The organism is Paenibacillus litoralis (assembly GCF_046244365.1).
Lineage (GTDB): Bacteria > Bacillota > Bacilli > Paenibacillales > NBRC-103111 > Paenibacillus_V.
Map to the genome: position 1 here is coordinate 2,121,041 of NZ_CP176395.1, position 24,436 is coordinate 2,145,476.

The following is a 24,436-nucleotide window of genomic DNA, read 5'->3' on the forward strand; positions in this document are numbered from 1 at the left end:
CGGAAACGCCAAAACACGAAAGGGGATCCCCGTGAGGATCCCCTTCGTGTTTTAATCCGCAGAGTCTTACATGCCGATATAGCGGCTGTAGAGGCTCTTGGCGGCGGTAGCATCGTCCGTTCCCTGTATGATTACGCGTCCGTCCGGAAAGAGGACCAGCGTATGCTCCGCGTCCGGACGAAATTTGAGCAAAAAAGGATTATGCTCGGTTTCCCCAAGCGCTCTGAATTTATCCGCCCAGTCGGTCAGCACGAGTTTGCGCGGGACAATGGGATGGATTTGTACGGAATTTCGGCCGCATAAGGATTGGATCGTTTCCCCTTCGTACTCGGCATCCAAGTATTCGTACCGGTGGTGTCCGCAGGCCGGACAATCCGCTTTGCGTCCTTTGGAGACGTCGACCGCCGCATGCTGATTATGCCAGAGGTCAAAGTGCACCATACGTTTGTTCAAACTGTCGCGATCGCCGACGAGCAGCTTAAGCGCCTCGGTCGCTTGATAAGACGCTACCACGTGAATAATGGGTCCGATGACCCCTGAGGTGTCGCAGGTTTCCGTGGTACCCTGGGCCGGCGCTTCACCGAACATGCAGCGCAGGCACGGCGTTTCGCCCGGAAGGACCGTCATGCTGACGCCGCGAGAGCTGACGGCTCCGCCGTATATCCAGGGAATGCCCTTCTTGATGCTTACGTCGTTCACGAGAAAACGCACGGCGAAATTGTCCGAGCCGTCCAGAATGAGATCGACGTCCGCCAGCAGCGTCTCCGCGTTCGTCGGATTCAAATCGACGACATGCGGCTCGATCTCGACGAGTCCGTTGGTCTGGCGCAGACGTTTGGCGGCTGCCGCCGCTTTAGGGGCGGACGTACGGGCGTCTTCTTCATCGTAGAGCATTTGCCGCTGCAGATTGCTCATTTCGACGAAATCGCGGTCGATCAACCGGACATAGCCGACGCCGGCGCGCACCATATGATTGGCCAGCACGGTTCCCAGCGCCCCCATGCCGACGATAGCGACGCGGGACTGCATGAGCTTTTGTTGTCCACGGGTTCCGATAGGCGAAAATAAGGTTTGTCTGGAGTAGCGGGAATCGACGGTACGCCCGTCCGCGGCCGTCTTTTCTTGCAGACTCCCGTCAGGCGTGCGATCAGTGGGTTCAAGAGTTGTCATGATGCGGAGTTCGCCTTCCTTTCGTCATTCTCGCTTGTCCGATCGTCCGGTTGCGGCGATTCCTGCGCGGAATTCGCCGTCCCTTTGTTTGCGGCTAAAGGATTCCACGGTCCTAATTGATGGCCCTTCCATTCGGAGCCGTCCTCCCATACTTCTTTCTTCCAAATAGGGACGATCTGCTTCAGTCTCTCGATCGCGTAACGGCTCGCTTCATAGCAAGTCGCCCTGTGGGGAGCGGAGACGGCGATCACGACGCTGATTTCCTTGATCTCGACAAGGCCGAGGCGATGCGTTATCGCGCACCGGGTGCCAGGCCAACGTGAGGCAATTTCTTCGCCGATTTGCTTCATGGTCGCCAGAGCCATCGGGGCATACGCTTCATATTCCAAACGGACGGTACGAAGCCCTTCCGTAAATTCCCGCGTCGTTCCCGTGAAGGTGATAGCAGCACCGTGATGGGGATGCAGCACTTTGGCGGTTACGTCTTCAACGGAAATCGCGTCGTTCGTTAAGAGGTAGAGCTCCTCGGCTTGAGGAAGCTCGGGGGAGGCATTCGGCTGCGCCAAGTCCTGTCCTCCGGATACCGGCGGGATGAGTGCAATTTCGTCCGTTTCGGCAACAATGACATCTTCAGCCGCATACGCTTGATTAACCGCAACGAAGCTGACCGCTAACAAATCGGCTGCTTGAGGGTATAGACGGGCAATCGTTTCTTTAACCGTGCTGGTCCGAAACGGCTCTCCGTCCGCCTTAGGCTCAAGGTTAAGCACAATGCGCGAGGCGCCGATCGCGTCTGCGAGGCCGGCAAACAAATGTATGGTAATCGCCAAAGTTGATCAGGCTCCTTTTCTATTAAGCTTTCTTCATTCATGATAGTGAAACCGCGCGAGAAATACAATAAGCGGACCCCGCATGCGGTCTGTCTATCCGTACGCCGATTCGGTCTGCTTTGTTCATCTTAGCATTCCTTTTTGGACGTTGAACAGCATAAATTGAAGAACCGGGGAGTTTGGGAGGGAACGGCCTCTATAATGAGAAGGCGTCTTCTGGAATTGGAAATATATCCTAACGGTCGGCGTGTTTTTTTGCGAGAAAAGGCCCCGCCATTATATAATGGATAAATGAGTCGGCACAAAGACCGGACCAAAAGGCAGAAGCCGAAAGCAAGGAGGAGGGCTAATTCTGGACATTCTCATTACGGAAGGGAAGCGAACGGAGCGTTGCACCGTACGGCAGCTGGCAGAAATGGCCGGCGAATATTTGGAAATCGGCGATCGCGTACCGGAAAGTGAAGGGCGCGCATTCGATTTTCAGGCATGGTACAAGGCTTGGAAAGACGCGGGCAAGGAACGGATTGAGGAAATGCCTACCCATCTGAAGGTGGAGGCTGCCGACGAATTTGCGGCGACGATCCCTTGGGCAGAGCTTGGTCATGCGGCGTTTGTGTACGAGGTGAACGGTGAGCCGCTCTCCAAAGGGTTTCCGCTTCGGTTATACGTCCCCGACGGCAGCAGCAAATGCTTGAATGTAAAAAGCGTCGTTCGCATAACGCTCCTGCATGATAATCAAACGAGCGGGGAAGCGACATACGGCTTCATGAACCAAATTAATCCGGACGATCTCCGAATAAAAAGGTGAACCAGCGCCCTTACCTTAACCTAGCGTCCGGAGGTGCGTCTATATGACCGATAACGTGCAAAAAATAACGCTGCTCCATACGAATGACATCCACAGCCATTTCGAGGAAATGCCGAAAATCGTTTCCCTGCTTCAAAGGCTAAGAGCCGGATTGGACGAACACTGCGTGTGCACGCTCGACGTCGGCGATCATATGGACAGGATGCGGATCGAAACGGAAGGGACGAACGGACTCGCCAATATAGCAGTCATGAACGAAACCGGCTATGAAGCGGCCGTTCCGGGAAACAACGAAGGGCTGACGTTCACAAAGCAAGCGTTGGCGGAAGCGTACGGCAAGCATGCCGGGTTTCCCGTCGTATGCAGCAATCTTCTGGAGCCGGAAACCGGGGCTCCGCCCGCATGGATGCTCAGGTACACGCTTTTGCGTAAAGGCGAGCTGACGATCGGCATATTTGGTTTAACCGCGCGCTTTACGGAGTTTTACAGCTTGCTCGGATGGGACATTATCGATCCGTTCCGCGCGGCAGCCGAGACGATTGCGCTGATAGGGAGACAAGCGGACATCGTCGTTGCGCTCTCGCACCTCGGATATGCAAACGATCAACGGCTTGCGGCGGAAGTGCCGGGAATCGACGTCATTTTGGGGGGCCATACGCATCACCTCTTGCCCGAGCCTGTTCGAATCGGCGATACGTATATATGCGCGGCGGGCAAGCATGGCCAATACGTCGGCGAAGTCGATATTTGGTACGATACGGCAAATAGGAACGTGCGAAGCGTATCGGGACGCTGTCATCCTGTCAGAGAAGAAAAGGCTGCGCCCGAAATGGCGAGGTTGATAAGCGAGCACCGTACCCAAGGCGAAAAGGCGCTTAGCCGCGTCATAGCGACTCTTGAGCAGCCGCTGCCGATTGAATGGGAACGGGAATCGGGCCTCGGCAATTTGCTAGCGATTGGCGTCAGACGCTGGACGGAAAGCGAAATCGGCCTCGTCAACGCAGGCCAGCTGCTGGGAAGTCTTTGCGCCGGCGATGTGACGAAAGAAACGCTGCTTCAAATTTGTCCTTCGCCGATTAATCCTTGCCGGATGCGGCTGACAGGGGAGCAGATCGTCCGGGCGCTCGAGGAGTCGCTGCTGCCTGAATTTATCGATAAGGCGCTTATGGGCTTCGGCTTCCGCGGCAAACGCCTCGGAACGCTCTGCCTGGACGGCCTTACGGTCAGCTATGCGCCGGATGCGGAGCCTTACCGCAAGATCAGGGAAGTAATCGTGAACGGCGAGCCTCTCGAAGAACAACGGGTTTACACCGTCGGTACGCTGGATATGTTTACGTTCCGGGTGGGGTATTTGTCTTTGAGCGAAGGGCAGGACGTCAGCTATTGCTTGCCCGAGTTTATCCGGGATGTGCTGGAAGAGCAGCTCCGTGACAAGGAGGCGCTGATCGGCTGTCGCGAGCCGCGATGGCGGCCGCTATAGTTGCTTCTTGTCTGCTTGCGCTTTGCAGGTTAGAATGAAAAAGGCCGGTCCGCATAAGATGGTAGAAGCTTGACCGTCGGAATAAGCTGCATAAAAGCTTCGCTTCACTTTGCGGGGATTGAATTTGGGGAATAAGTAGTCGGGAGGACATTCATGCTAGAGATATGGAAATCGATTATTATCGGAATCGTAGAAGGACTGACTGAATTTTTACCCGTTTCGTCAACGGGGCATATGATTTTGACGGGACATTTGATCGGCTTCACCGGGGAGAAGGCGGATACGTTCGAGGTCGTCATCCAGCTTGGAGCGATCTTATCCGTCGTCGTGCTGTACTGGCGTCGTCTGCTGCGTTTGTTCGGCATTCAAGATGCCGCAACGAAAGCGAAGCCGGGCCCGAAAATGAATTTGCTTCATATTTTCCTTGGTATTTTACCTGCCGGATTGTTAGGATTCGTTCTGCATGATTATGTGAAAATGCTCTTTATGCCGGAAACCGTACTAATCGGTCTCGTCGTCGGCGGGATTTTCATGATGGTAGCCGAAAAAATCCAGCCTAAGGTGGAAGCCGAGGATATGGATGCCATTACGTACAAGCAGAGCTTCTTTATCGGCGTTGCACAGCTCTTGTCGCTATGGCCCGGGTTTTCGCGTTCGGGCTCGACCATCGCCGCAGGTATGCTTGCGGGGACAAGCCGGGCAGCTGCAGCCGATTTCACCTTTATTATGGCGATACCGATCATGGTCGGGGCCAGCGGAATCGACATGCTCAAAAACTATAAATTGCTCACCTCCGACGACCTTCTTTTCTTCATAGTCGGGTTTGTCGTTTCGTTTATCGTCGCCTTGCTTGCCGTCTCCACATTCATCAAGCTTGTCGGGAAGCTGAAGCTAACTTATTTTTCGTATTACCGTTTCGCTCTTGCGGCTATTATGCTGATTTTCATTTGGATGGGCATGTAAAACATAATGGAACGGCGGCTGAGTTTGGAAGCTGCGCGTTCCGCCTAAGGCTCCGGCCGGCAATTTGTGTGCAAGCACAAAGCATTGTCGGGTCTCGGAGTTTTTTGTTGGAAATTGTCGGAATGTGAAAGGGAAGAGTGTTGCTCTTTTATCTATTATCCTTTACATTTAAAGTGGTATGACTTTACTTCTACTTACAGATTGCGGGGCATGTTATGCGTTTGTTACCGATCGGGATGTGTCAGCCGGGCATGCGACTCGGCAAATCCATCTATAACGAAGAAGGCATCGTGCTGCTCGGCTGCCATGTCGAATTAACACAATCGCTGCTCGAACGATTAATGCGCTATGGCATCGACTTTCTATACATAGACGATCCTCGGACAGATGATGTGGAGATTAGCGAGCTGCTCAGCGACGAAACGCGGCTGAAGGCGATGCAAACGATTCGCGGCAATTTTCGCAAAGTGTTGGAAGAGTCGACGAGACGCTCCACGTTTCATTCGTTCCTCGGCAAAGAATTCGGCAAGCTGATCAACTTGCTGGTCGACGATTTAAGCGCAAGCAAAGCGGCAATGATTATGCTGACCAATATGCAGCTGCGCGATCATTATTTATATCAGCATTCTTTGAACGTTTGCATCTATTCGACGATGCTGGGCATGTTCCACGGCTACTCGCGCGACGAATTGACCGTGCTCAGTCTGGGGGCCATCCTTCATGACGTAGGAAAAGTCCACGTTCCTCTGGACATTCTGCAAAAGCCGGGCAAGCTGACCGAACAAGAATTCGATTCCATGAAGCAGCATACGGGGATCGGCTTCAAGCTGCTGAAGGAAGAACCGAACATACCGCTGCAGGCCGCGCATTGCGCCTATCAGCATCATGAACGGGTGAACGGAAGCGGGTATCCCCGCGGATTGAAAGGGAGGGACATTCATGAATACGCGCGTTGGATCGGGATTGCCGACTCCTACGACGCGATGACGACCAGCCGCGTTTACCGCAGGGCGATGCTGCCCCATCAAGCGCTGGAAACGCTGTTTACCGGCTCGGATACGCTGTACGATCATGACAAGGTGGAGACGTTCCGCGATAAAATTGCGATCTATCCGATTGGCGTTACGGTCACCTTAAATACGGGAGAGAGCGGCGTCGTCGTCGATCTGAACGCAAATTCCCCGCAGCGCCCGATCGTCCGGATTCTTCATAACGAAGCGGGAGAAGACTTGACGGTTCCTTATGAAATTGATCTGTCCAAGAAGCTGAATCTGGTCGTTACCTCCGTATTCGACGCCAAAGTTCAGTTCGAGCAATAATCCGAATTGCCTGCATCTTCAACCGGGTCAGCCGTAAGGGGCTGGCTTTTTTTGATTTATCTGAAAGTATATCGTGGAAGTCGCTCTAAATCTCGGTAGACGCGCTTGTCCCTAAAAGGACGGCGTAGCCGTTTATCCTTGCGTCGGTCCGACATTTGCGGTGCCGCTGGAAAAATGGGACAATAAGGATATAAAAGAAAGACGGAAGCGGTGGTAGCAAACGTGAGACAAAAGGCGGATATCGGCTTGTTTTGGCACTGGGGGAAAGGAATATACCGTTTCCGCAAGCTTGTCGTTGCGTTATGGGTAGTCCTGTTTGTTGGACTTGTCATGTTTGCGCAGAAGGCTCCGGAGCTGTTTACGGACAACGGCTTTACGCCGAAAGGCAGCCATTCGGATAAAGGGATGGTCCAGCTTCAAGAAAAATTAGGCTTTCCCGCCACAAATTTGTCTCTGGTGTATGTCGGCGAACAAGCCAAGCTGACCGATCCCGGAGAGCAGCAGCGGATTATGGCTTCTCTGGAGGAGCTGCGGAAGCTGCCTTTCGTCGCAGACGTGCAGCCTATCGCTGCGCCGCGCAAAGAGGCGGAGGGCGGCGAGCACGTGCTTGCGGTCGGCGTTACGTTTCATTTGACGACGGATGAAGCGCTGGCCCGTTATCCGGAGGTAAAGGGGCTGATTAGCGCTCCAGAGGGCATGAAGGTATATGTGACAGGCGGCACGGCGATTATGTACGACATGCAGCAGGCAAGCAAGAACGATATCGCCAAGTCGGAGATTATCGGATTGCCGATCGCGCTGATCGTACTGCTCATTATTTTCGGGACGGTCGTCGGCGCGATGCTGCCGCTGATCGTAGGGGTAACCAGCGTAACGGTTACGCTCGGGATTACCTATTTCATCGCAAAGGAAGTTTCGCTTTCCAATTTCTTGCCCAATATGGTAACGATGCTCGGTCTAGCCGTAGGCATCGATTATGCGCTGTTTCTGGTAAGCCGTTTTCGCGAAGAATTGAAGAAACGGGGCGATGTAGGCGAGGCTGTAGCGATGACTTCGCAAACGGCCGGTCAGTCCATCTTTTTCTCCGGTCTCGCGGTTCTGATCGGTTTGTTCGGTATGCTGTTCATCGACTTGTCCTTATTCCGGTCGCTCTGTCTTGGCGGTGTCATCGTGGTGACGGTATCGGTTGCGGTAGGCAATACGCTGCTACTGGCGCTGCTCGGCTTATTCGGGCATTCGATCAACAAGTGGCGGGTCGTACCGGCCCGTTTCGCGAAAACCGGCGGTTCCCGGATGTGGGAAAAAATCGCTTATGCGGTCATGAAACGACCGGCGGTGCTTGTGCTTATCACAAGCGCTGCGCTTGTGTGGCTGATGCTGCCGATCGGAAGCATGAAGCTCGGCGTTCCTGGAGCCGATGTGCTCCCGCCAAGCTACGAGTCGCGCTACGGCTCGGATCTTATCGATAAAGCATACGATTCCCGGGAGCTGAGCCCGATTCAAATCGCAATTCAAACGGAGGGCGAGATATGGGAAGAAGATTCGATTGCCGAGATTGACGCTTATACGGCGAAGCTGAAGCAGCTCCCCGGCGTCAAGGAAGTGAGAAGCTTTCAGAGCGTTCTTGGCAATCTCTCCGCAAGCCAGACGGCGGAGTTAGTCAAGCAGGATGGGGTCCGCAGGCAGCTGGAAGAGCAGAGGCTGGCTAAGGACCGATACGCCGTCATAGCCGTCGTTCCGGAATGGGGACCGCGTACGGAGGAAACGGAGAAGCTTCTGCGCGACATCCGCAAGCTGGACGTAGGATCGCTGCATACGCTGGAGACAGGGGAAACGGGCTACAGGGTAGACATTTTGGACAAGATCGTGGAAGGTTTGCCCTATGTGGTCGGCTTCGTCATGATCGTCACTTACTTTGTGCTTCTTGCAGCGTTCCGTTCCGTCCTGCTGCCGCTCAAAGCGGTACTGATGAACGTGCTGAGCCTAGGGGCGAGCTTGGGCATTGTGGTTACCGTGTTCCAGCACGGCTTTATGGCCGATATTCTACAAATTACGTCAACCGGCTACGTAACGAATACGCTGCCTGTTATTATTTTTTGCGTGGTATTCGGCATATCTATGGATTATGAAGTGTTCCTGATCTCGCGGATCATTGAGGAATACGAGGAGACGGGCGACAACGAGCACAGTACGGCCACCGGGCTTAAGCTGACGGGAAGTCTCATCACGAGCGCGGCTTTTATTCTGGTTGTCGTCGTCGGCGCCTTTATTTTTACGGATATCGAAATCATTAAAGCGCTTGGACTCGGATTATCGTTCGCGGTGCTGATCGATGCGACGATCATCCGCATATTGGTCGTACCGGCGCTTATGAAGCTGCTCGGCAAAGCGAACTGGTGGGCGCCTTCCTGGCTCAAACGGTAGCCGTGCGTTTTCTTTTGGCCGGACATACGTTACAATAAAACGTATCCCCATGCAGCGGCGAGCTTCTCCGCCCGGTGGGGGCCCGATCCGGACTCGAACGCGCCAGGTCGGGGAAATCAGACAGTCAGGTGTGAGCAATGATGAGGAATGAATCAACGAATCGCATAGCGATGCAATCTTTGGATACGTTAATACCATTAAATCCGGCATACGATCCTTGGGATCCGCTGCTTTCGCTCCGTAAATACGGCCGTCACGTGCTGACCAGCGTGGAAATGACGGTTACGAATCTGTGCAATATGCGGTGCGAGCACTGTGCGGTCGGCGACGCCCTTGTGATGACGGAGGGACCGAAGCTTCCGCTTAGCCTTATGCTGAAGCGTCTTGACGAGGTCGAACATCTCGAAACGATCAGCATTACCGGCGGCGAGCCTTCCTACCAGGAAAAAACGGTGAAGGAGTACATCGTTCCGCTGCTGAAATATGCGCGGGAGCGCGGCGTCCGTTCGCAGATCAATTCCAATATTACGCTGGATTTGGCCAGATACGAGCTGCTTCTGCCTTATTTGGACGTCATGCATATATCGTTTAATTATTTGACTGCCGACGATTTCCATCAGGTCGGCTTTGCCAATTCCGGCCGTCCGGTCGGACGCGACTCCGCCGCGCGGCTGTACGAACGGATGATGGACAACGCGCTGGCCTTAAGCAAAGCAGGCATGTTCGTCTCCGCCGAATCGATGATCAACACGCGCACGCATGAGAAAATCGTCGGCATTCATAAGCTGATCGAGGAGATGGGCTGTAAGCGGCACGAAGTGCACCCGATGTACCCGAGCGCCTTCGCGTCACATTTGCCGATGGTTACGCTGGAGGAGCTGCGCGCTTCCATTCATCGGCTGCTCGACGGACGAAATCAAGACATGTGGATGCTGTTCGGCACCCTGCCGTTTTTCAGCTGCAGTCCGGCGGCGGAAGACCGCGAGCTGATCGCAAGGCTGCGCCGCGAGCCGAATGTGACGGTACGCAACGACCCGGACGGACGCAACCGGCTGAACGTCAACCTGTTTAGCGGCGATGTGTACGTAACCGATTTTGCCGACTTGGCGGCCCTGGGTTCGATTCACCGCGACCGGCTCGACGGCGTATTCGTCCGGTGGCTGGATCATCCGCTGAACGATACCGTCAACTGCTATTGCCCGGCTGCCGATTGCTGCGGACCGAACCTGCTCGTCGCCCATTCCTATTACAAGGATGTCGATTTCAAACAACGCAAAGCGCTGTTGTAGAATCCATTAGCGCTTCTGTAAAGGAGAGTACCCATTGAACGCGCCCCATTTTGACATCGCTGCCATCATATGGAATGTACTGCTCGTTGTTGTGCTTGTGTTCTGTAACGGTTTTTTCGTAGCGGCGGAATTTGCCCTTGTAAAAGTAAGGCAAACCCGGCTGCAGGAGATGCAAAATGACGGAAATGCCCGCGCCAAGTATGCGCTCAAGGTGACGCGCCAGCTGGATGCTTACTTATCGGCTACCCAGCTCGGCATTACGCTTGCTTCGCTTGGTCTTGGCTGGGTCGGGGAACCGGCGATTTCCAAGCTGATCGTGGAACCGGTGTTTGCGAGCTTCGGCTGGGAGCATGCCGCCTTCAGCGAGCCCGTTTCCTTCTTGATCGCGTTCTCGATCATCACGTTCATGCACATCGTGCTAGGCGAGCTGGCGCCCAAATCGCTGGCGATTCAAAAACCGGATTCGACCTCGCTATGGCTGTCGCAGCCGCTGCTTTATTTCTATAAGGTGTTCAAGCCCGCCATTTGGGTATTGAACGGCACGGCGAACCGTCTGCTCCGCTTGATCGGCATCCAGCCGGCGAGCGAGCACGAAGCTGCCCATACGGAGGAAGAAATCCGCATCCTGATGAACCAAAGCGCACGCAGCGGGATTATCGACAAGGATGAAATGGCGCTGTTCGATAATATTTTCGAATTTTCCGACCGGCTCGCCCGGGAAATCATGCTGCCCCGCACCGACATGGAATGCTTGTACGCCAACTTGTCCTTCGCCGACAATATGAAGCTGGTGTATGCAACGAAGCATACGCGGTATCCGGTGGCGGAGCGGGACAAAGACCAGATTATCGGCTTCGTACATATAACCGATCTGTTGACGGCGGATCCCGACGACGAGCACGAGCTCGCCCATTTTCTGCGCCCCATTCTCACGGTTCCGGAATCGATGGAGATTAGCCGGGTGCTGAAGCTCATGCAGCGCAAACGCTCCCAGCTGGTCATCGTAATCGACGAATACGGCGGGACGGCCGGCTTGCTAACGGCGGAAGATATTTTGGAAGAGATCGTCGGGGAAATCCAGGACGAATTCGACAACGAACGGCCGATGGTCGAGGTCAAAGGCAGCACGACTTCCGTGGACGGACGCGTTCTGATCGAAGAGCTGAACGATATGCTCGATATGTCGATTGAAGACGATGAGGTCGATTCGATCGGCGGCTGGTTGTTCAAGAAGCTGGAGGGAGCGCCAGTCAAAGGGAAGAAAATCGACTCCGGAGGGTTTGTGTTCGAGGTAGCCGAAGCGGAGAGGCTGAGGATCGTGCGCATCCATATTTACAAGGCCGATAAGCAGGCGAACAGCTAGTTCGGGCAACTTCATATTGATTTGCAGCAAGCATAACCGGCATAAGGGAGGAAGCTTGCATGTCGCTCAAAACCGTCCTCATCATGGTGCTCAGCATGGCTTTTCTGTATGCTCTGTTTACCGTAGGCGCGCCTTTTTTGCTGGCGATCGTGATTGCCATCTTCCTGGAGCCGGCTATTAAGCTGCTCATGCGAAAAGGGCGAATGAACCGGCTTGCGGCTTCCACCCTCGTTTGCTCGCTGTTTACGCTTCTGCTGCTTGGCCTTTCGTACTGGCTCGGGGTAAAGGTCATATCCGAAACGATCGATTTTATGAAGAACGCTCCCGCTTATTTTAACGAAGCCAACAATTACGTCCAGCAAACGATGGAACGAACGCAGCTGTTCTACAATTCGCTGCCGCCGGAGCTTGCGGAGCAAGCGCAAACGTGGCTGGAGACGATGCTCAAGACGCTGACGGATACGCTTAACGGCATCGTACGATCGATATCCGGCTATTTCTTCAATATAGCGGTCATGATTCCGAATATGTTCATTTTCTTTACCGTATTCTTCGTATCCATTTATTTGTTTTCGATGAATTTAAACCGGCTTAAAGCTTCGTTCCTATCGCTCTTTCACGAGCAATCCGTAGAGAAGGTCGAAAAGGTGCTCGTCAATCTGCGGCAGGCGATTTTCGGCTTCATTTTCTCGCAGGTGATCATGAGCGCGTTGACCTATGTACTGGTGTTTGCAGGCTTCGCACTGCTCGGCGTATCTTTCCCCCTCGCTCTGTCGCTGCTGGTCGTGGCGGTTGACATTCTTCCCGTGCTCGGCGTCGGATCCGTTCTCATCCCTTGGGCGGTTTACAATTATATCGTAGGAAACTCTTATCTCGGTACCGGTCTGATCGTCATGTTTCTCGTCATTCTGGTCATACGCAGGGTGGTCGAACCGAAGGTGCTCGGCAATGCGGTCGGAATAAGCGCGCTATCGGCGCTCGTCAGCTTGTACGTAGGCTATCAAATCGTCGGCGTCGTCGGACTGTTCCTTGGGCCGATCGTCGTCATCGTGTATGAAGCGATGCGGAAGGTAGGTTTGCTGAGCATCAAAATCAAGCTCGAGGATTAGCGACGGCTGGAGTTGGACATGTTGAAGCCGGCCGGGACGAGGAGGGGGAAGCCTCTGTTCGATGCGGGCTGACGAATGGATGCGCAAGAGCGCAGGATAGGAGCGAGTTGGCGTTTCCGGTCTCACTGAAAAATGATTCCCCCAGTTGCTTTGTCGGGATGCAAAAAACGTCCTTACCGCTGATATATGCCTATAACGAAAAAAGCGATCCGCCATGCCGTTCAGCATGATGGACCGCTTTTTTAGCTTTTAAGTACCATTATTTCCCCGGAAATGGCCGGTTAGCCGTTCCTTTTCATCGTGTCGATCAGGTCGGCGAGAACTGTTTCCGCGCTGTCGTATGCCACTTGGCAGGTGCCGGCCGCTTGGTGGCCGCCGCCGCCGTGCTTAAGCATAAGCGCGCCGATGTCCGTTTGCGAGCCGCGGTTGAGGATGCTGTGGCCGCAAGCGAAAACGCAGTTTTGCTTATCTTTGCCGTCGACGATCCAAATCGAAACGTTCTGCTCCGGATGAAGCGCATAAATCATGAACCGGTTCCCCGGATAGATCGTCTCCACGCCGCGCAGATCGGTAATGACGACATTGCCGTCCGTCCGCGTATACTGACTCAGCATGCCGCGGTATTGCCCGTCGAGCTCGAAGTAGCGGCGTACCCGTTCCTGGACGTCAGGCAGCTGCATAATTTCGTCCACCGTCATCTTGGCGCAATAGTCGACCAGCGCTTCCATCAGCTGATAATTGCTGATCCGGTAGTCGCGGTAGCGGCCAAGTCCCGTTCTCGCATCCATTATGAACGACAGCAGATCCCAGCCTGTCGGCTCCAAAATGTCCTCCCGCGAAAACTGTGCGGAATCGGCCTTATCGACGCCGGCCATGATGTCGTCAAGCTCGCTGCCGAATTTGTCGCGTCCGCCGTAATAGTCGTATACGACGCGTGCGGCGCTAGGCGCGATACGCGTTTCTCCCGTAAAGGAGACTTTCTCGCCAAGCCGCGTCAGCTCGCTGGAATGATGGTCGAACCAAAGCCCGCATCCGGGCACATAGGGAACGTTGGCCAAAATATCGTTCTCCGTCACGGCAATGATTCCGTCCTGCATGTCTTTGGGATGGACGAATTTCATATCGTCGATCATGTTCAGCTTTTTGAACAGCATAGCGCATACGAGCCCGTCAAAGTCCGAACGTGTAATGAGTCTCACTGCTAATTCCCCCTGCGAATGGATTCCGATTTCCGTTTCTTATGTAGTACTAAAGTCTCACGGTAACATTCGACAAAAAGGGGGAAATTCCTTCCTGCTTATCCGCTTGCGTGGTGAAAAACGGAATCCATTCTTGTCCTTCCGCCGTCATTGCACCTGGATCGTTACTTGCTTCATTTTGATTTCCTCGGTCGGACTGCTCTTCTCGCCTGTTTGCTCGTTTGCTTTAACCGAAGAGGAGGCGATGGCCTGGACGACATCCATGCCTTCCACGACTTTTCCGAATATCGTGTAGTTCGGCACGCCGTTCAAAAAGTCGCTTTCCGCACCCGTGCAGATGAAGAACTGGCTGCCGTTCGTATTCGGCCCTGCATTGGCCATCGCGACGATACCCGGCTCGTATTTGAAACCGTTTTTCAGCTCGTCTGCAAATTGATATCCCGGTCCGCCGCTTCCGGTTCCCGTCGGATCTCCCGTTTGAATAACGAAGTTTTGCAAAATCCGGTGAAAGGTCACGTTGTCGTAGAAGCCTTCACCCGCCAAGAAAACGAAGTTGTTGACCGTTACCGGGGCCTTATTTGCGAACAACTCGATCGTTATCGCGCCTTTAGTGGTTTCTATAACCGCGCGGTACGTCTTTTTCTGGTCGATGCTCATTTGCGGGGCTTTGTTATAGCGGTTGCCGACCCATATCGTTTGATGCTTGTCGTCATATTGCACGAACTTGCCGATGGACTCGCTCATGAAGCGAATCGGCACATAGGTTGTCCCTTCGTAAATGAAAGACGTGCCTTCGGTTATTTTTTTCTCCGTCCCGTCAAACATGAAGCGAAGCTCCTTAAAATAGACTTCGATCTGGTTACCGGCGGCTCCATAGACGGCGATGGAAGTGGACAGCAAGGCTCCGACTATGACGCCTATGGCTAAATACTTGATCTTTTGTTTCATGGTTTCCTCCCGTAAGGACTGATTTGGCGTAAAATGCCATTCTATTGCATTATAAACGACAGAATTCGAGTTGAACATATGCCGGAGCCAGCAAATAGGGACCAATGTAAGGAGGGGGCCTGACGGGCTGCGAAGCAAAAACGCCGAAACCCTAATAGGGGCTCGACGTTAGCGTAGGTTACTTTTTCGAGGAGTGGCTGGTTAGCGGTTCCGATCGGGGTGCCCGATCATAGGTTCTTTTGGTCATTTCGCGCATCGTTTCTCTTGCTCGATTCAGATCCGTCTGCAGTTCTTCGGACAGCTTCTGCACATCGGGAGGGCCATTGCGCGTGTCGGTTTTGCTTTTGGCCATAACGGTCTGCCACAGCATATGCGCTTCGATGTATTGGCGGTATTCTTCCGGCGTCAGGTACTCCTTTTTGGAGGGGCTGCGATTAAGGCGGTCAAAATATGGCTCTTGCTCGGAAAATAGCTGGACAAACTTCTCATAGTCTTCCTTTGAAAGCGCTGAATAGTCTACCATACCGTTTGCATCGGCGTATTGAAGGCTCAAAGCGGTCAGCTTTTTGTTTATAGCTTCGAATAAGGGATAATCGTCACCAAGTTCTTTTTGAATGCCGCTGAACTTCAAGTTAAGCTTGGCATACTGCGCCTTCGTGATGTTCACCCCTTTGTTCACGATCTTCTCGTAGGATCCGTAGATCCTGTCGGCAAGGTCAGGGAACGCAAAGGCGGTAACCGGCAATGCAAGGACAACGGCGAGACCTGTGAGAAGCAGGCGTTTGCGTAGGCGTGTAAAGGAAGAGCGTCTTATTTGGCGGACCTGGCGCACATTCCCAAGCACGAGCCGATCGATTTCGTTGTCGAACGGGATGGAGCCGGCGTGAGCTTTTAGGCTTTGCTGCAGCTGGCGTTCAATAGACATAAGGGTTTTCCGCCTTTCTTTCGTGTAAGGGATCCATAACGTTACGTAGTTGTCGTAAGGCGAGATGTTGTCTTGATTTTACGGTGCCGATCGGGATCTGCAGGAGAGCGGCGATTTCCTCGAGCGAGTACTCGTGAAAAAACCGTAAAATGATAACGGCGCGAAGCTTGTACGATAACCGGAATACATGCGCAAGGAGCTCGTCGCGTCCTTCCCGGCGCAGCAACTGGTCGTCGTTCATACCCGTCGCGATCGGCATATAGGCTTTTTGCTTCTCGAATAGACGGAAGGTTCGCCAGCGGCCGCGGCGGTAGTGGCCTACGCGGCGAAGCGCCAATCCGTGGAGCCAATACCGGAACGGCTTGGACGTATCGTAGCTGCCGATCGTCTTCCATACGTTCATGTAGATGTCGCTAACGATGTCTACGGCATCGTACCGGTCGTTAACTAGAAACAGTACGGTTCTGTATATATCTTCGCACGTCATCCTGTAAACGGCTTCAAAGGCGTCCGGATCGCCGTCAGCCATTCGCTTAATCAGTTCTGATACATCCTCCTGAGTCAATGGGGGGCCCTCCCTACAAAGAAATCACCCTATATTCGCTTGATCGGACGAAAAGGTTCGCTAAAAAAGAAATAAAACATGCAACCTTTTTGCGGATTCGCGCAAAGGCAAGCAGGAGTTTTTTACATTTAGTTAATTTCTCCATTGAATCAGACAATCCTTGGAAGGTATGGTGGTAAAAAAGGAAAATGGAGGAACCGATCATTGATTCGCTTACAAGAAGTTACCTGCAGCGATTGGTATGCGTGCGCCAAGCTTGAGGTTATGGAGGAGCAGAGGGGAGTTTCTCCCGCTCCGGTTGTTTATTGGCTGGCGGAATCGAGGCTCGAGAAGCATTTGGTGCCGCTCGCGGTTTATCTTCAGGCGTCGCTGATCGGCTTCGCCGTTTACTCGGCGAAACCCGACGAGCAAGGCCGTTATTGGATCATGGGGCTCATGATCGGCCGCCGTCATCAGAGACGAGGCTACGGAAAAGCAGCGCTCGCGGAGCTGGTCTCCCTGCTGAGCGAAACATACGGCGCTCGTGCGATCGCCATCGGCCACTGCGAGAACAATACGGCGGCGGCGAAGCTTTATGAAGCAGCCGGCTTCCGCGAGGTAAGTGCCGAGGACGGGGAAATCGTACGCTGCTTGGAGGTTCCGGTGACATCGGCGTAGGCGGATGCGTCGACGATTCTGTTATTATCCCATCCCTCTTCTTCGTTCGGATATAAAAAAACGCAGCGCGCGGCTGCGTTTTTGGATGGGGCTGGATTATGGCATTTATGAATAATGGCTTGCAATGGGGGTGGCGGGTATCCCTTGGAGCAGCGTAAGCGTTCGCCTTTGAGTTCGGGAAATATCCGCTAAATAGCGGCTTCCAATAAAATTTCCTGAACTCAAGAGCGAGCGGAAAGGGATACCCCCAACCTATATTGCCTGACATTTCTTGATTGCCACTTCCATGGGCCTTCCTATCATCGCAGCTCGCGCCGCGTTTTCTTTAGATCCAGCCTCTTGCTTCCATTGCCTCTTTAATGCGCAAAAGCGAGATCATATAAGCAGCCGTCCGAAGATCCGTTCCATACTGGTCGGCAATTTTGCGTACCGCTTGGTAGGAGCCTACCATTTTGACTTGGAGTTTCTCGTTGACTTCCTCTTCGCTCCAGTAGTAGTGCATCAGGTTTTGTACCCATTCGAAGTACGAAACGGTTACGCCGCCTGCATTGGCCAAAATATCAGGAATGACGATAATGCCTTTGTCTTTCAGTACTTTGTCGGCGTTCGGCGTAGTCGGGCCGTTAGCGGCTTCGGCAATAATTTTGGCTTGGACGTTGGCGGCGTTCTTGGACGTAATCACGTTCTCAAGCGCAGCCGGGATCAGGACGTCCACGTCAAGCTCAAGCAGTTGAGCGTTGCTGATGTGATACTGCTCGCCATATTCAAGAATCGACGACGTATCTTTCAAGCGGTCGATTTCGTTGATGTCGAGGCCGTTCGGGTTGTGAATTCCGCCGCGGGAGTCGCTGACTGCGACGATTTTGGCTCCGAGCTCGCTAAGCAGCTCAGCCGCAATGCGTCCGGCGTTGCCGTAGCCTTGAATGGCGACAGTCGCCTGGTCGACCGGCAGGTTGATTTCTTTGAGCGCTTCGAGGATCGTAAATACGCAGCCGCGGGCAGTCGCTTCTTTACGTCCGAGGGAGCCTCCGATAATGATCGGTTTGCCGGTAATGACGCCTGGCGTGTTCGCGCCTTGCAGACGGCTGAACGAGTCCATCATCCAACCCATAATCTCAGGTGTCGTGTAAACGTCCGGAGCCGGAATGTCTTTGTCGGGACCGACGATCGCTGCGATCGCTTCGAAAAATGCGCGGCTAAGGCGTTGAAGCTCGTTCTTGCTGAGCGTATGCGGATCTACGATGACGCCGCCTTTACCGCCCCCGTACGGCAAGCCTACGACGCCGCATTTGAAGGACATCCACATCGAGAGCGCCTTAACTTCGTCGAGGGTGACGTCAGGGTGAAAGCGGATGCCGCCTTTGGTAGGCCCGATCGCATCGTTATGCTGGGAACGGTAGCCTTCGAAAACTTTTACGCTGCCGTCATCCATTTTAACCGGGAAGGTTACGGACAAGACGCGCATCGGCCGTTTAAGAATTTCGACGACATGCTGCGGAAGGTTCAAAAGAGCCGCCGCCGTCTCGATTTGCTTTTGGGCGATTTGGAACGGGTTGAGCGTTTCGACTGGTGCTGCTACTTGCTGGGTCATTGGACGATCTCCTGCCTCTGCTAAGAATGAGTTAAATCAGGTTTATAAAAACCTCTTTTCGCTAGCAAAAAAAGATAACGAAGCATTTGGCATCATACCTATTGCGGAAAAGCGGCTTTTGTAAACTTGAGTATAACATTATTATTATAATCGAAAACGATAGGCGGAAAAAGCACCTTCTGTGAAGGAAATCAAAAAATGAGCATTGACATGGAAAAAACGGAACAATTGACGGAATGATGTTTTTCTATATCGAATGAATTTTTGTAATACCGTTTAAGAGAGGCGGCGAATAGTTTCCATCTTCAAATAAAGTAGGGGGGACCGGCGCGTGAAGCTAGCGAAGGAGCGCTCCATTCAGAAAAGCGACAAGCCCGCTACGTAACCGTAACGGACTTGTCGTTGTCTTCGAAGCCGAGCTGTCTGGAGATAAAAAGCGCGGACTCCTGCAGCTTGCTGCCGATGGCTTGAAAAGCGATGCTGGGCAGCTCGTTGCGCAGGGCGGTTACGCTTAAAGCCGCCGCGATACGGCCGAGGTTGTCAAAAACCGGCGCAGCCACGCAGCGGATGCCGAGCTCGCCTTCCTCGTCTTCGATCGCAAAACCGGATTCGCGGACGCTCGCCAAGAAGTCGTGAAACGCTTCCGGTGTCGTAATCGTGTTCGCCGTCGAGGCGGACATGCCGTTTTGCTGCAAATAAAGCTCCAGCGTATCCTTCGGCAGGTAGGCGGCCAGCGCTTTACCGACGCCGGAATTATGAAGATGAAGCGTTTGTCCGACTTCGGTGGAAAACTGTACGAAGCCCGGACCTTTTACCTTCTCGATATAAATCGCTTTGCCGTTCTCGAGCATGGCCAGATGTACGGTGAAACGCAAGTCGAGGGCCAGCTTCTCCATGACCGGGCGGGCGATGCCGCGAATGTCCAGCTTGGTGAGCGTCGCCATGCCGGTATTGTAAAGCTTCAGGGTCAGCCTATATTTGCCGTCTTCCACCTTCTGCACGTAGTTCAAGCTTTCAAGCGTCGTCAAAATCATGAAGATGGTCGATTTCGGAATTTTGCTAACATCGTACAGATCGGTTACGCCAAGCGGCAGCTCCGCATGAGCCAGCAGCTCGATAATGGAAAGGCCTTTCTCCAGGGCGGGAACGGTATATCTGCTTTTTTTCATAAGTTTCGTTCTCCTCTTGGTATTACAAAAAAGGATGTGGAGATGCGATTCCATTTAAACACAGATAAGGGTAAATATCAAGGTTATTCGCCGGTTTAAAGCCATTTATCCCCCTCTATTCGAGTTGACTGAGGTAGGTGTGAATGATATATTTGTTAGGTATTTGATATACCGAAAAACAAATTAACATACCGCAAAAGGATAGGTATTCCATGGGGTAAAAAAGTTTTTTATCGCCTGCATCCGTAACGTTTATCGACTCGAGGAATGAAGACTACTACTCAGACACAAGAAAGGAAGATGAACGATGATTTTCGATTGCCATACTCATTTATTCGGACACGGTCAAGTCAAAGGACCGACGCAAGCCGCCGTTAAGCGGTCCTGGGGCCCCGATCATGAAATGATCGCGACGCCCGAGCAGCATCAAGAAGCTTTTGCCGATTCGGACGGCGCCATCGTCCTCGCTTTCGACGCGCCGGCTACCGGCATCGAAGTGCCGAACGAATATGTAGCCGAGTACGTGGCGAAGCACGGCAGCAAGTTTATCGGCTTCGCGAGCGTCGACCCGAACCGCGAGAACGCTCCGCGATTGCTGGAGGAAGCGATCCGAGGTCTTGGCTTGAAGGGCTTGAAGCTGGGGCCGATTTATCAAAACTTTTATCCGGATGCCAAGGAGCATTTCGATTTATATAAGAAGGCTGACGAACTGAACATCCCGATCCTGATTCATCAGGGCACGTCGTTCGTACCGGAAGGCTTCCTCGATGCATCCCGTCCGGCTGCTCTCGATCCGATCGCGAGAGCGTTCCCGAACCTGAAAATTTTGGTCGCGCATATGGGTCACCCCTGGGTAGACGAGTGCATCTCCGTCGTTCGCAAAAACACGAACATGTACATGGACGTTTCGGCGCTCGGCAGCCGTCCGTGGCAGTATTACAATGCGCTGGTGTCCGCGTGCGAATACGGGGTTACGCACAAAATTTTGTTCGGCTCCGACTTCCCGTTCTTCACGACGCAGAAAATGATCGACGCGACGCGCAACATCAACCACCTGGTGGAGGGCACGAACCTGCCGCGCGTTCCGGAAAAAGTGATCGAAGACATCATCCACCGCAATACGCCGGAGATTTTGGGCCTGGTTTAAGCGATATCGTCACAAAGGGCTTGCCGATTGGCAAGCGTCTGGTTTATAATTGCCGCAATTGGAAAGTAGAGCGTGTCCGTGGGTTTGTTTTGAGCAAATCCATGGACGAAAGCGGCTTTCGGCACGTAGTATCTTCAATAATCTACAGAAGCGCTTTCCGCGTGTTTGCTTCCGGGTGTCCAGAGGGCTGGCCCTTGGGGTCCTCCCTGGCAGGGAGGATTTAGGAGGGTGGAAACTCTTTAGGAGGGTTAAGACTCTCTATGATTGGAGACTCTCTATGATTGGAAACTCTCTAGGAGGGCGGATCTCTCTTAGGAAGGGTGGAATCTACGAATGAAAACGCGCAGCACCGTATACACGCCGGATAAGGTGGCGGCTGCGAGACGAAACGTGCAAATATACGATTGGGCGCGAACGCTGAAGGACGAAGCCGTACGCAAAGCGGAGCGGTATATCGCGTTAGGCCATGAATTTCTATGGCGGCTGGTTCCGCCGCAGACGCTTCCGAGAAGCTACGGGGTCAACCAGAAAGCGGGAAGTCCCGTTACCGGAAAAGCGATCGACCGATTCGGCAATTATCCGTATACCGGCGATCCGGCTTCGGCGCCTTGGAAAATCGTCGATCCGAGCAGCGGATTTACTTTCCCGACGAATGATTTTGCCGCGTATTATGAGAGCGGACTTGACGAGCAAGCCGTATTCCGGCCCGAGCTGGCGGACAGAACGCTGCTCATTAACGAACTTTATCCCGAAAAGGGTCCGCACTGGGGCGTCGACGACGGCTTCGGATGGGTAGACGAACAAGGTAACCGGTTCACGTTTATTGCGTATTACGTGCACTGGTTTTTATGGCACAATGAAAGTACCGGTATGATACAAGAATCAATAATCCGACTGCGCGATGCTTATCTTTACACGGGCGATACCCGCTATGCCCGAGCCGGAACGATTCTTCTCGACCGGGTTGCGGATATTTACCCGGAGCTCGATGTTTCCGTTTACGATAAAACCGTCTACCTCAACTCGCACGGCGGGGAGACCGGACGGGGCAAGGCGGTCGGTTCGATATGGGAATCGGCCTTGGTGAAAGATTTTGTAAGCGCTTATGACGCTTTTTTTCCGGCGATGGACGATGGCGAAGCGATTCGCTTTTTGGCGGATAAAGCAGCCTCCTGCAAGCTTGCGAATGCGAAGAACAGCGCGGAAGCCATCCGCCGCAACATCGAGGACGGCATCGTCCGGCAAATATACCCTGCCGTTCGGACAGCCGCGATCTACGGCAATACGGGCTTTCATCAAAGCGCGCTGGCTCTTGCGGCCGTCGTATACGACACGCTGCCGGAAACGCGAGAGTGGCTGGATTTCATGCTGCAGCCGGGCGGACGGGAGAGCGAGCCTGATTGGCATGTGACAGGCGGCAATCTTGCGGCGGCTCTCGTGGGCGACGTGGACCGGGACGGGCACGGCGATGAGGCGGCGCCGCATTACAACAGGCTGTGGCTGACGTCTTTTCAAACCGTGGCTGACATTTTGCAAGGCTACGACCGTTGTCCGGAGTTCGATCTGTACCGGCACGTCAAATATAAAAAAATGTACGCCGCTCCGTATCCGCTCCTGTTAAGCGGCAACTATACGGCGCAGATCGGAGATTCCGGCAAAACCGGCAATCCGGAGGCACCTACCCGGATACGCGAAGCGATCAAAGCGTTCGAGGCGTATGGCGATCCGATTCATGCGCAGATGGCTTATTTCCTGAACGGAAACAGCCTGGACGGTATCCATGGCGATGTATTTGCCGCCGATCCGGAGAGCATCGTCCGGCGGATCGATGAAGTGATCGGTTCACACGGTACGCTTCATTTGCCTAGCGTCAATCTGACCGGTTACGGCTTTGCCGCGCTTCGTGACGGCGAAGCCGCCACGGCACATGCAGCCGCCGGGCCCGGATCGAATCAGCCGAGCCCGCATACGATGCGCGACCTATGGCTGTATTACGGCAGAAGCTTCGGCCACGGCCACCGCGATACGCTCAATCTCGGGCTGCATGCGTTCGGACTGGATTTGGCGCCGGATCTCGGCTATCCGGAATTCGCGGACAGCAAGGACCGTCATCGCTTCGAATGGGTCCACAATACGATCAGCCATAACACGGTGACGGTGGACCGCAGCAAGCAAAAGGCGCAGTGGAGCGGGAAGCCCCTTTCTTTCGACGACGGGACGCTCGTTAAGCTGATTGACGTCGAAGCGTCCGAGGTATATCCGCAAACCGGCCTTTATCGGCGAACGGCGGCGCTGATCCGCATTAACGGCGAGCACTCGTATATCGTCGATCTGTTCCGGGTTAAGGGCGGAGCCGAGCATGTTTACAGCTTTCACGGTCCCGAAGGGGAAGCGTCTTCGGAAGGACTGACGTTGCAAGCGCAGCGTTCCGGAACGTATGCCGGTCCGGACGTGGAGTATGGGGTTCGGCCGGATAGTAAGGAAGGTCCGGGTTATGAAGGCAGCGGCTTTCACTATTTGCATCAAGTTCGCCATGACGAGGCGCCGGGCGACACGTTCGCCGTGGATTGGACCGCGGTCGACACTTGGGGGATGCTGGAGCGGCCTGGGCCGGTTCATCTGCGGTTGACAATGCTTGGGGACTATGACCGCGTCTCTCTGGCGGAAGGCATTCCGCCGCGCAACAAGCCGGGCAACCCGCAAAGCCTCACCTATGTGCTAGCGAAGCGCCATTCGGGAGAGACGGCTCTGGAAAGCCTGTTCTCGGCGATTATCGAACCGTATCGCGAGCAGCGCATGATCCGCGCGGTTCACGCGCTTCCCGTTCGAGAAGAAGAGAGTGGAAGGCTGCCGCAGGAGCTTGAGATCAGAGCCGTTTGCGTCGAGCTGGCGAACGGACGGATCGATATTATCGTCAGCGCCCTGCATGAAGACCGTACGTACCGAATAGGAGATAAGCTTGTTTTTCGCGGCAGCTTCGGCGTTTATAGCGAACGGGAGGGCCGACCGGTGCAAGCTTACCTTCATGACGGAACCTTGCTCGGCCCTGCCGCTTCTCCAGTCGTCAACGAGCAGACCTCTCGTTTGGAAGGCATCGTCTCCGATTTTACGAAGGAGCTTTCCGATAAGAACGAGATCGTCGTTCGCATGAATACTCGGGGCGTGGAGCCGGGGAAGCTTGCCGGGCGAACGATTTATGTGACCGGCGGCGTGCCTCAGGCAGCCTACGAAATCAAGGGCGCGGCTTATGCCGGTATCGGGGAAGACGCGGAAAGAACGATCCGGCTGGATATTGGCGATGCCGTCCTGGTTCGCCGGTATGCCGACAGCCGGGACATGGAGAAGGGCTTTCTTTACGATATTGCCGAAGGCTCGCCATTTCGCATTCCGCTGACTTATGAGGCTGCTTTTGACGCGTGACAACGCAAGCTTGACCGTTTAATATGGATGTACGTGCCCGATGCCGCAGGCGGATCGGGT

General features: G+C 53.9%; 19 protein-coding genes. 11 read left to right on the plus strand and 8 right to left on the minus strand.

What is annotated here, in order from left to right:
- Positions 1 to 66 precede the first annotated feature (66 nt).
- Together ACKGJP_RS08600 and ACKGJP_RS08605 are read right to left on the minus strand one after the other, a co-directional pair.
- Entirely contained in the window at positions 67 to 1,170 is a 1,104-nt protein-coding gene (locus ACKGJP_RS08600; RefSeq protein ID WP_409345249.1) for a ThiF family adenylyltransferase, read from the minus strand.
- Positions 1,167 to 2,000 (minus strand): molybdenum cofactor biosynthesis protein, encoded by an 834-nt coding sequence (locus ACKGJP_RS08605; protein ID WP_409345250.1) that lies wholly within the window; start codon positions 1,998 to 2,000, stop codon positions 1,167 to 1,169. Before ACKGJP_RS08605 ends, ACKGJP_RS08600 begins: the two co-directional genes overlap by 4 nt.
- A gap of 415 nt (positions 2,001 to 2,415) precedes the next feature.
- Here ACKGJP_RS08605 and ACKGJP_RS08610 point away from each other — a divergent pair, with 415 nt between their 5' ends.
- The 8 genes from ACKGJP_RS08610 to ytvI all read left to right on the plus strand — a co-directional run bounded on the left by ACKGJP_RS08610 (position 2,416) and on the right by ytvI (position 12,755).
- Entirely contained in the window at positions 2,416 to 2,808 is a 393-nt protein-coding gene (locus ACKGJP_RS08610) for a molybdopterin-dependent oxidoreductase (protein ID WP_409345251.1), read from the plus strand.
- Between the two features lie 43 nt (positions 2,809 to 2,851).
- On the plus strand, positions 2,852 to 4,288 hold the full coding sequence (locus ACKGJP_RS08615) for a bifunctional metallophosphatase/5'-nucleotidase (protein WP_409345252.1): 1,437 nt from the start codon (positions 2,852 to 2,854) through the stop codon (positions 4,286 to 4,288).
- Between the two features lie 153 nt (positions 4,289 to 4,441).
- The gene (locus tag ACKGJP_RS08620; RefSeq protein WP_409345253.1) at positions 4,442 to 5,251 is read left to right on the plus strand and encodes an undecaprenyl-diphosphate phosphatase; all 810 of its coding nucleotides are present in this window, start codon (positions 4,442 to 4,444) and stop codon (positions 5,249 to 5,251) included.
- A 215-nt stretch (positions 5,252 to 5,466) separates the two neighbouring features.
- Complete coding sequence (locus ACKGJP_RS08625) at positions 5,467 to 6,570, plus strand: HD-GYP domain-containing protein (protein ID WP_409345254.1); 1,104 nt, start codon at positions 5,467 to 5,469, stop codon at positions 6,568 to 6,570.
- A gap of 222 nt (positions 6,571 to 6,792) precedes the next feature.
- A complete protein-coding gene (locus ACKGJP_RS08630; RefSeq protein ID WP_409345255.1) occupies positions 6,793 to 8,994 on the plus strand; it encodes an MMPL family transporter in 2,202 nt (733 codons plus the stop codon).
- A 137-nt stretch (positions 8,995 to 9,131) separates the two neighbouring features.
- The gene (gene yfkAB, locus ACKGJP_RS08635; protein WP_409345256.1) at positions 9,132 to 10,283 is read left to right on the plus strand and encodes a radical SAM/CxCxxxxC motif protein YfkAB; all 1,152 of its coding nucleotides are present in this window, start codon (positions 9,132 to 9,134) and stop codon (positions 10,281 to 10,283) included.
- A gap of 34 nt (positions 10,284 to 10,317) precedes the next feature.
- Positions 10,318 to 11,646, plus strand: coding sequence for a hemolysin family protein (locus ACKGJP_RS08640; RefSeq protein ID WP_409345257.1), 1,329 nt, complete (start codon positions 10,318 to 10,320; stop codon positions 11,644 to 11,646).
- 59 nt (positions 11,647 to 11,705) lie between these two features.
- Positions 11,706 to 12,755, plus strand: coding sequence for a sporulation integral membrane protein YtvI (ytvI, locus tag ACKGJP_RS08645; protein WP_409345258.1), 1,050 nt, complete (start codon positions 11,706 to 11,708; stop codon positions 12,753 to 12,755).
- Positions 12,756 to 13,036: 281 nt separating this feature from the next.
- Here ytvI and ACKGJP_RS08650 read toward each other — a convergent pair whose 3' ends face one another.
- From ACKGJP_RS08650 to ACKGJP_RS08665, 4 genes are all read right to left on the minus strand, one after another.
- Positions 13,037 to 13,954, minus strand: a complete 918-nt coding sequence (locus tag ACKGJP_RS08650) for an exopolyphosphatase (RefSeq protein ID WP_409345259.1) — start codon at positions 13,952 to 13,954, stop codon at positions 13,037 to 13,039.
- A 147-nt stretch (positions 13,955 to 14,101) separates the two neighbouring features.
- Positions 14,102 to 14,902 carry a peptidylprolyl isomerase gene (locus ACKGJP_RS08655; RefSeq protein ID WP_409345260.1) on the minus strand — a complete coding sequence of 267 codons (801 nt, stop codon included), beginning with the start codon at positions 14,900 to 14,902 and terminating at the stop codon, positions 14,102 to 14,104.
- Between the two features lie 178 nt (positions 14,903 to 15,080).
- Positions 15,081 to 15,827 carry a DUF3600 domain-containing protein gene (locus ACKGJP_RS08660; RefSeq protein WP_409345261.1) on the minus strand — a complete coding sequence of 249 codons (747 nt, stop codon included), beginning with the start codon at positions 15,825 to 15,827 and terminating at the stop codon, positions 15,081 to 15,083.
- Positions 15,817 to 16,392: a sigma-70 family RNA polymerase sigma factor gene (locus ACKGJP_RS08665; protein WP_409345262.1), complete on the minus strand. Its 576-nt coding sequence runs from the start codon at positions 16,390 to 16,392 to the stop codon at positions 15,817 to 15,819. The genes ACKGJP_RS08660 and ACKGJP_RS08665 overlap by 11 nt, the downstream gene beginning before the upstream one ends.
- 204 nt (positions 16,393 to 16,596) lie before the next feature.
- On the opposite strand from ACKGJP_RS08665, the gene ACKGJP_RS08670 reads away from it, so the two are divergent.
- The gene (locus ACKGJP_RS08670; protein ID WP_409345263.1) at positions 16,597 to 17,049 is read left to right on the plus strand and encodes a GNAT family N-acetyltransferase; all 453 of its coding nucleotides are present in this window, start codon (positions 16,597 to 16,599) and stop codon (positions 17,047 to 17,049) included.
- A gap of 325 nt (positions 17,050 to 17,374) precedes the next feature.
- Here ACKGJP_RS08670 and ACKGJP_RS08675 read toward each other — a convergent pair whose 3' ends face one another.
- The gene (locus ACKGJP_RS08675) at positions 17,375 to 18,640 is read right to left on the minus strand and encodes a Glu/Leu/Phe/Val family dehydrogenase (RefSeq protein WP_409345264.1); all 1,266 of its coding nucleotides are present in this window, start codon (positions 18,638 to 18,640) and stop codon (positions 17,375 to 17,377) included.
- Positions 18,641 to 19,017: 377 nt separating this feature from the next.
- Positions 19,018 to 19,809: an IclR family transcriptional regulator gene (locus tag ACKGJP_RS08680; RefSeq protein WP_409345265.1), complete on the minus strand. Its 792-nt coding sequence runs from the start codon at positions 19,807 to 19,809 to the stop codon at positions 19,018 to 19,020.
- Between the two features lie 307 nt (positions 19,810 to 20,116).
- Between ACKGJP_RS08680 and ACKGJP_RS08685 the strand changes: the two genes are divergently transcribed.
- Entirely contained in the window at positions 20,117 to 20,956 is an 840-nt protein-coding gene (locus ACKGJP_RS08685) for an amidohydrolase family protein (RefSeq protein WP_409345266.1), read from the plus strand.
- A gap of 333 nt (positions 20,957 to 21,289) precedes the next feature.
- Entirely contained in the window at positions 21,290 to 24,376 is a 3,087-nt protein-coding gene (locus tag ACKGJP_RS08690; RefSeq protein WP_409345267.1) for a heparinase II/III family protein, read from the plus strand.
- Positions 24,377 to 24,436 lie beyond the last annotated feature (60 nt).

What these genes read in the sequence shown, in the direction of transcription:
- ACKGJP_RS08600 (WP_409345249.1), bottom strand. Translation starts at nt 1,170, where the DNA reads ATGACAACTCTTGAACCCACTGATCGCACGCCTGACGGGAGTCTGCAA.
- ACKGJP_RS08610 (WP_409345251.1), top strand. Translation starts at nt 2,416, where the DNA reads ATGGCCGGCGAATATTTGGAAATCGGCGATCGCGTACCGGAAAGTGAA.
- ACKGJP_RS08615 (WP_409345252.1), top strand. Translation starts at nt 2,852, where the DNA reads ATGACCGATAACGTGCAAAAAATAACGCTGCTCCATACGAATGACATC.
- ACKGJP_RS08620 (WP_409345253.1), top strand. Translation starts at nt 4,442, where the DNA reads ATGCTAGAGATATGGAAATCGATTATTATCGGAATCGTAGAAGGACTG.
- ACKGJP_RS08625 (WP_409345254.1), top strand. Translation starts at nt 5,467, where the DNA reads ATGCGTTTGTTACCGATCGGGATGTGTCAGCCGGGCATGCGACTCGGC.
- yfkAB (WP_409345256.1), top strand. Translation starts at nt 9,132, where the DNA reads ATGATGAGGAATGAATCAACGAATCGCATAGCGATGCAATCTTTGGAT.
- ytvI (WP_409345258.1), top strand. Translation starts at nt 11,706, where the DNA reads ATGTCGCTCAAAACCGTCCTCATCATGGTGCTCAGCATGGCTTTTCTG.
- ACKGJP_RS08655 (WP_409345260.1), bottom strand. Translation starts at nt 14,902, where the DNA reads ATGAAACAAAAGATCAAGTATTTAGCCATAGGCGTCATAGTCGGAGCC.
- ACKGJP_RS08660 (WP_409345261.1), bottom strand. Translation starts at nt 15,827, where the DNA reads ATGTCTATTGAACGCCAGCTGCAGCAAAGCCTAAAAGCTCACGCCGGC.
- ACKGJP_RS08675 (WP_409345264.1), bottom strand. Translation starts at nt 18,640, where the DNA reads ATGACCCAGCAAGTAGCAGCACCAGTCGAAACGCTCAACCCGTTCCAA.
- ACKGJP_RS08680 (WP_409345265.1), bottom strand. Translation starts at nt 19,809, where the DNA reads ATGAAAAAAAGCAGATATACCGTTCCCGCCCTGGAGAAAGGCCTTTCC.
- ACKGJP_RS08685 (WP_409345266.1), top strand. Translation starts at nt 20,117, where the DNA reads ATGATTTTCGATTGCCATACTCATTTATTCGGACACGGTCAAGTCAAA.
- ACKGJP_RS08690 (WP_409345267.1), top strand. Translation starts at nt 21,290, where the DNA reads ATGAAAACGCGCAGCACCGTATACACGCCGGATAAGGTGGCGGCTGCG.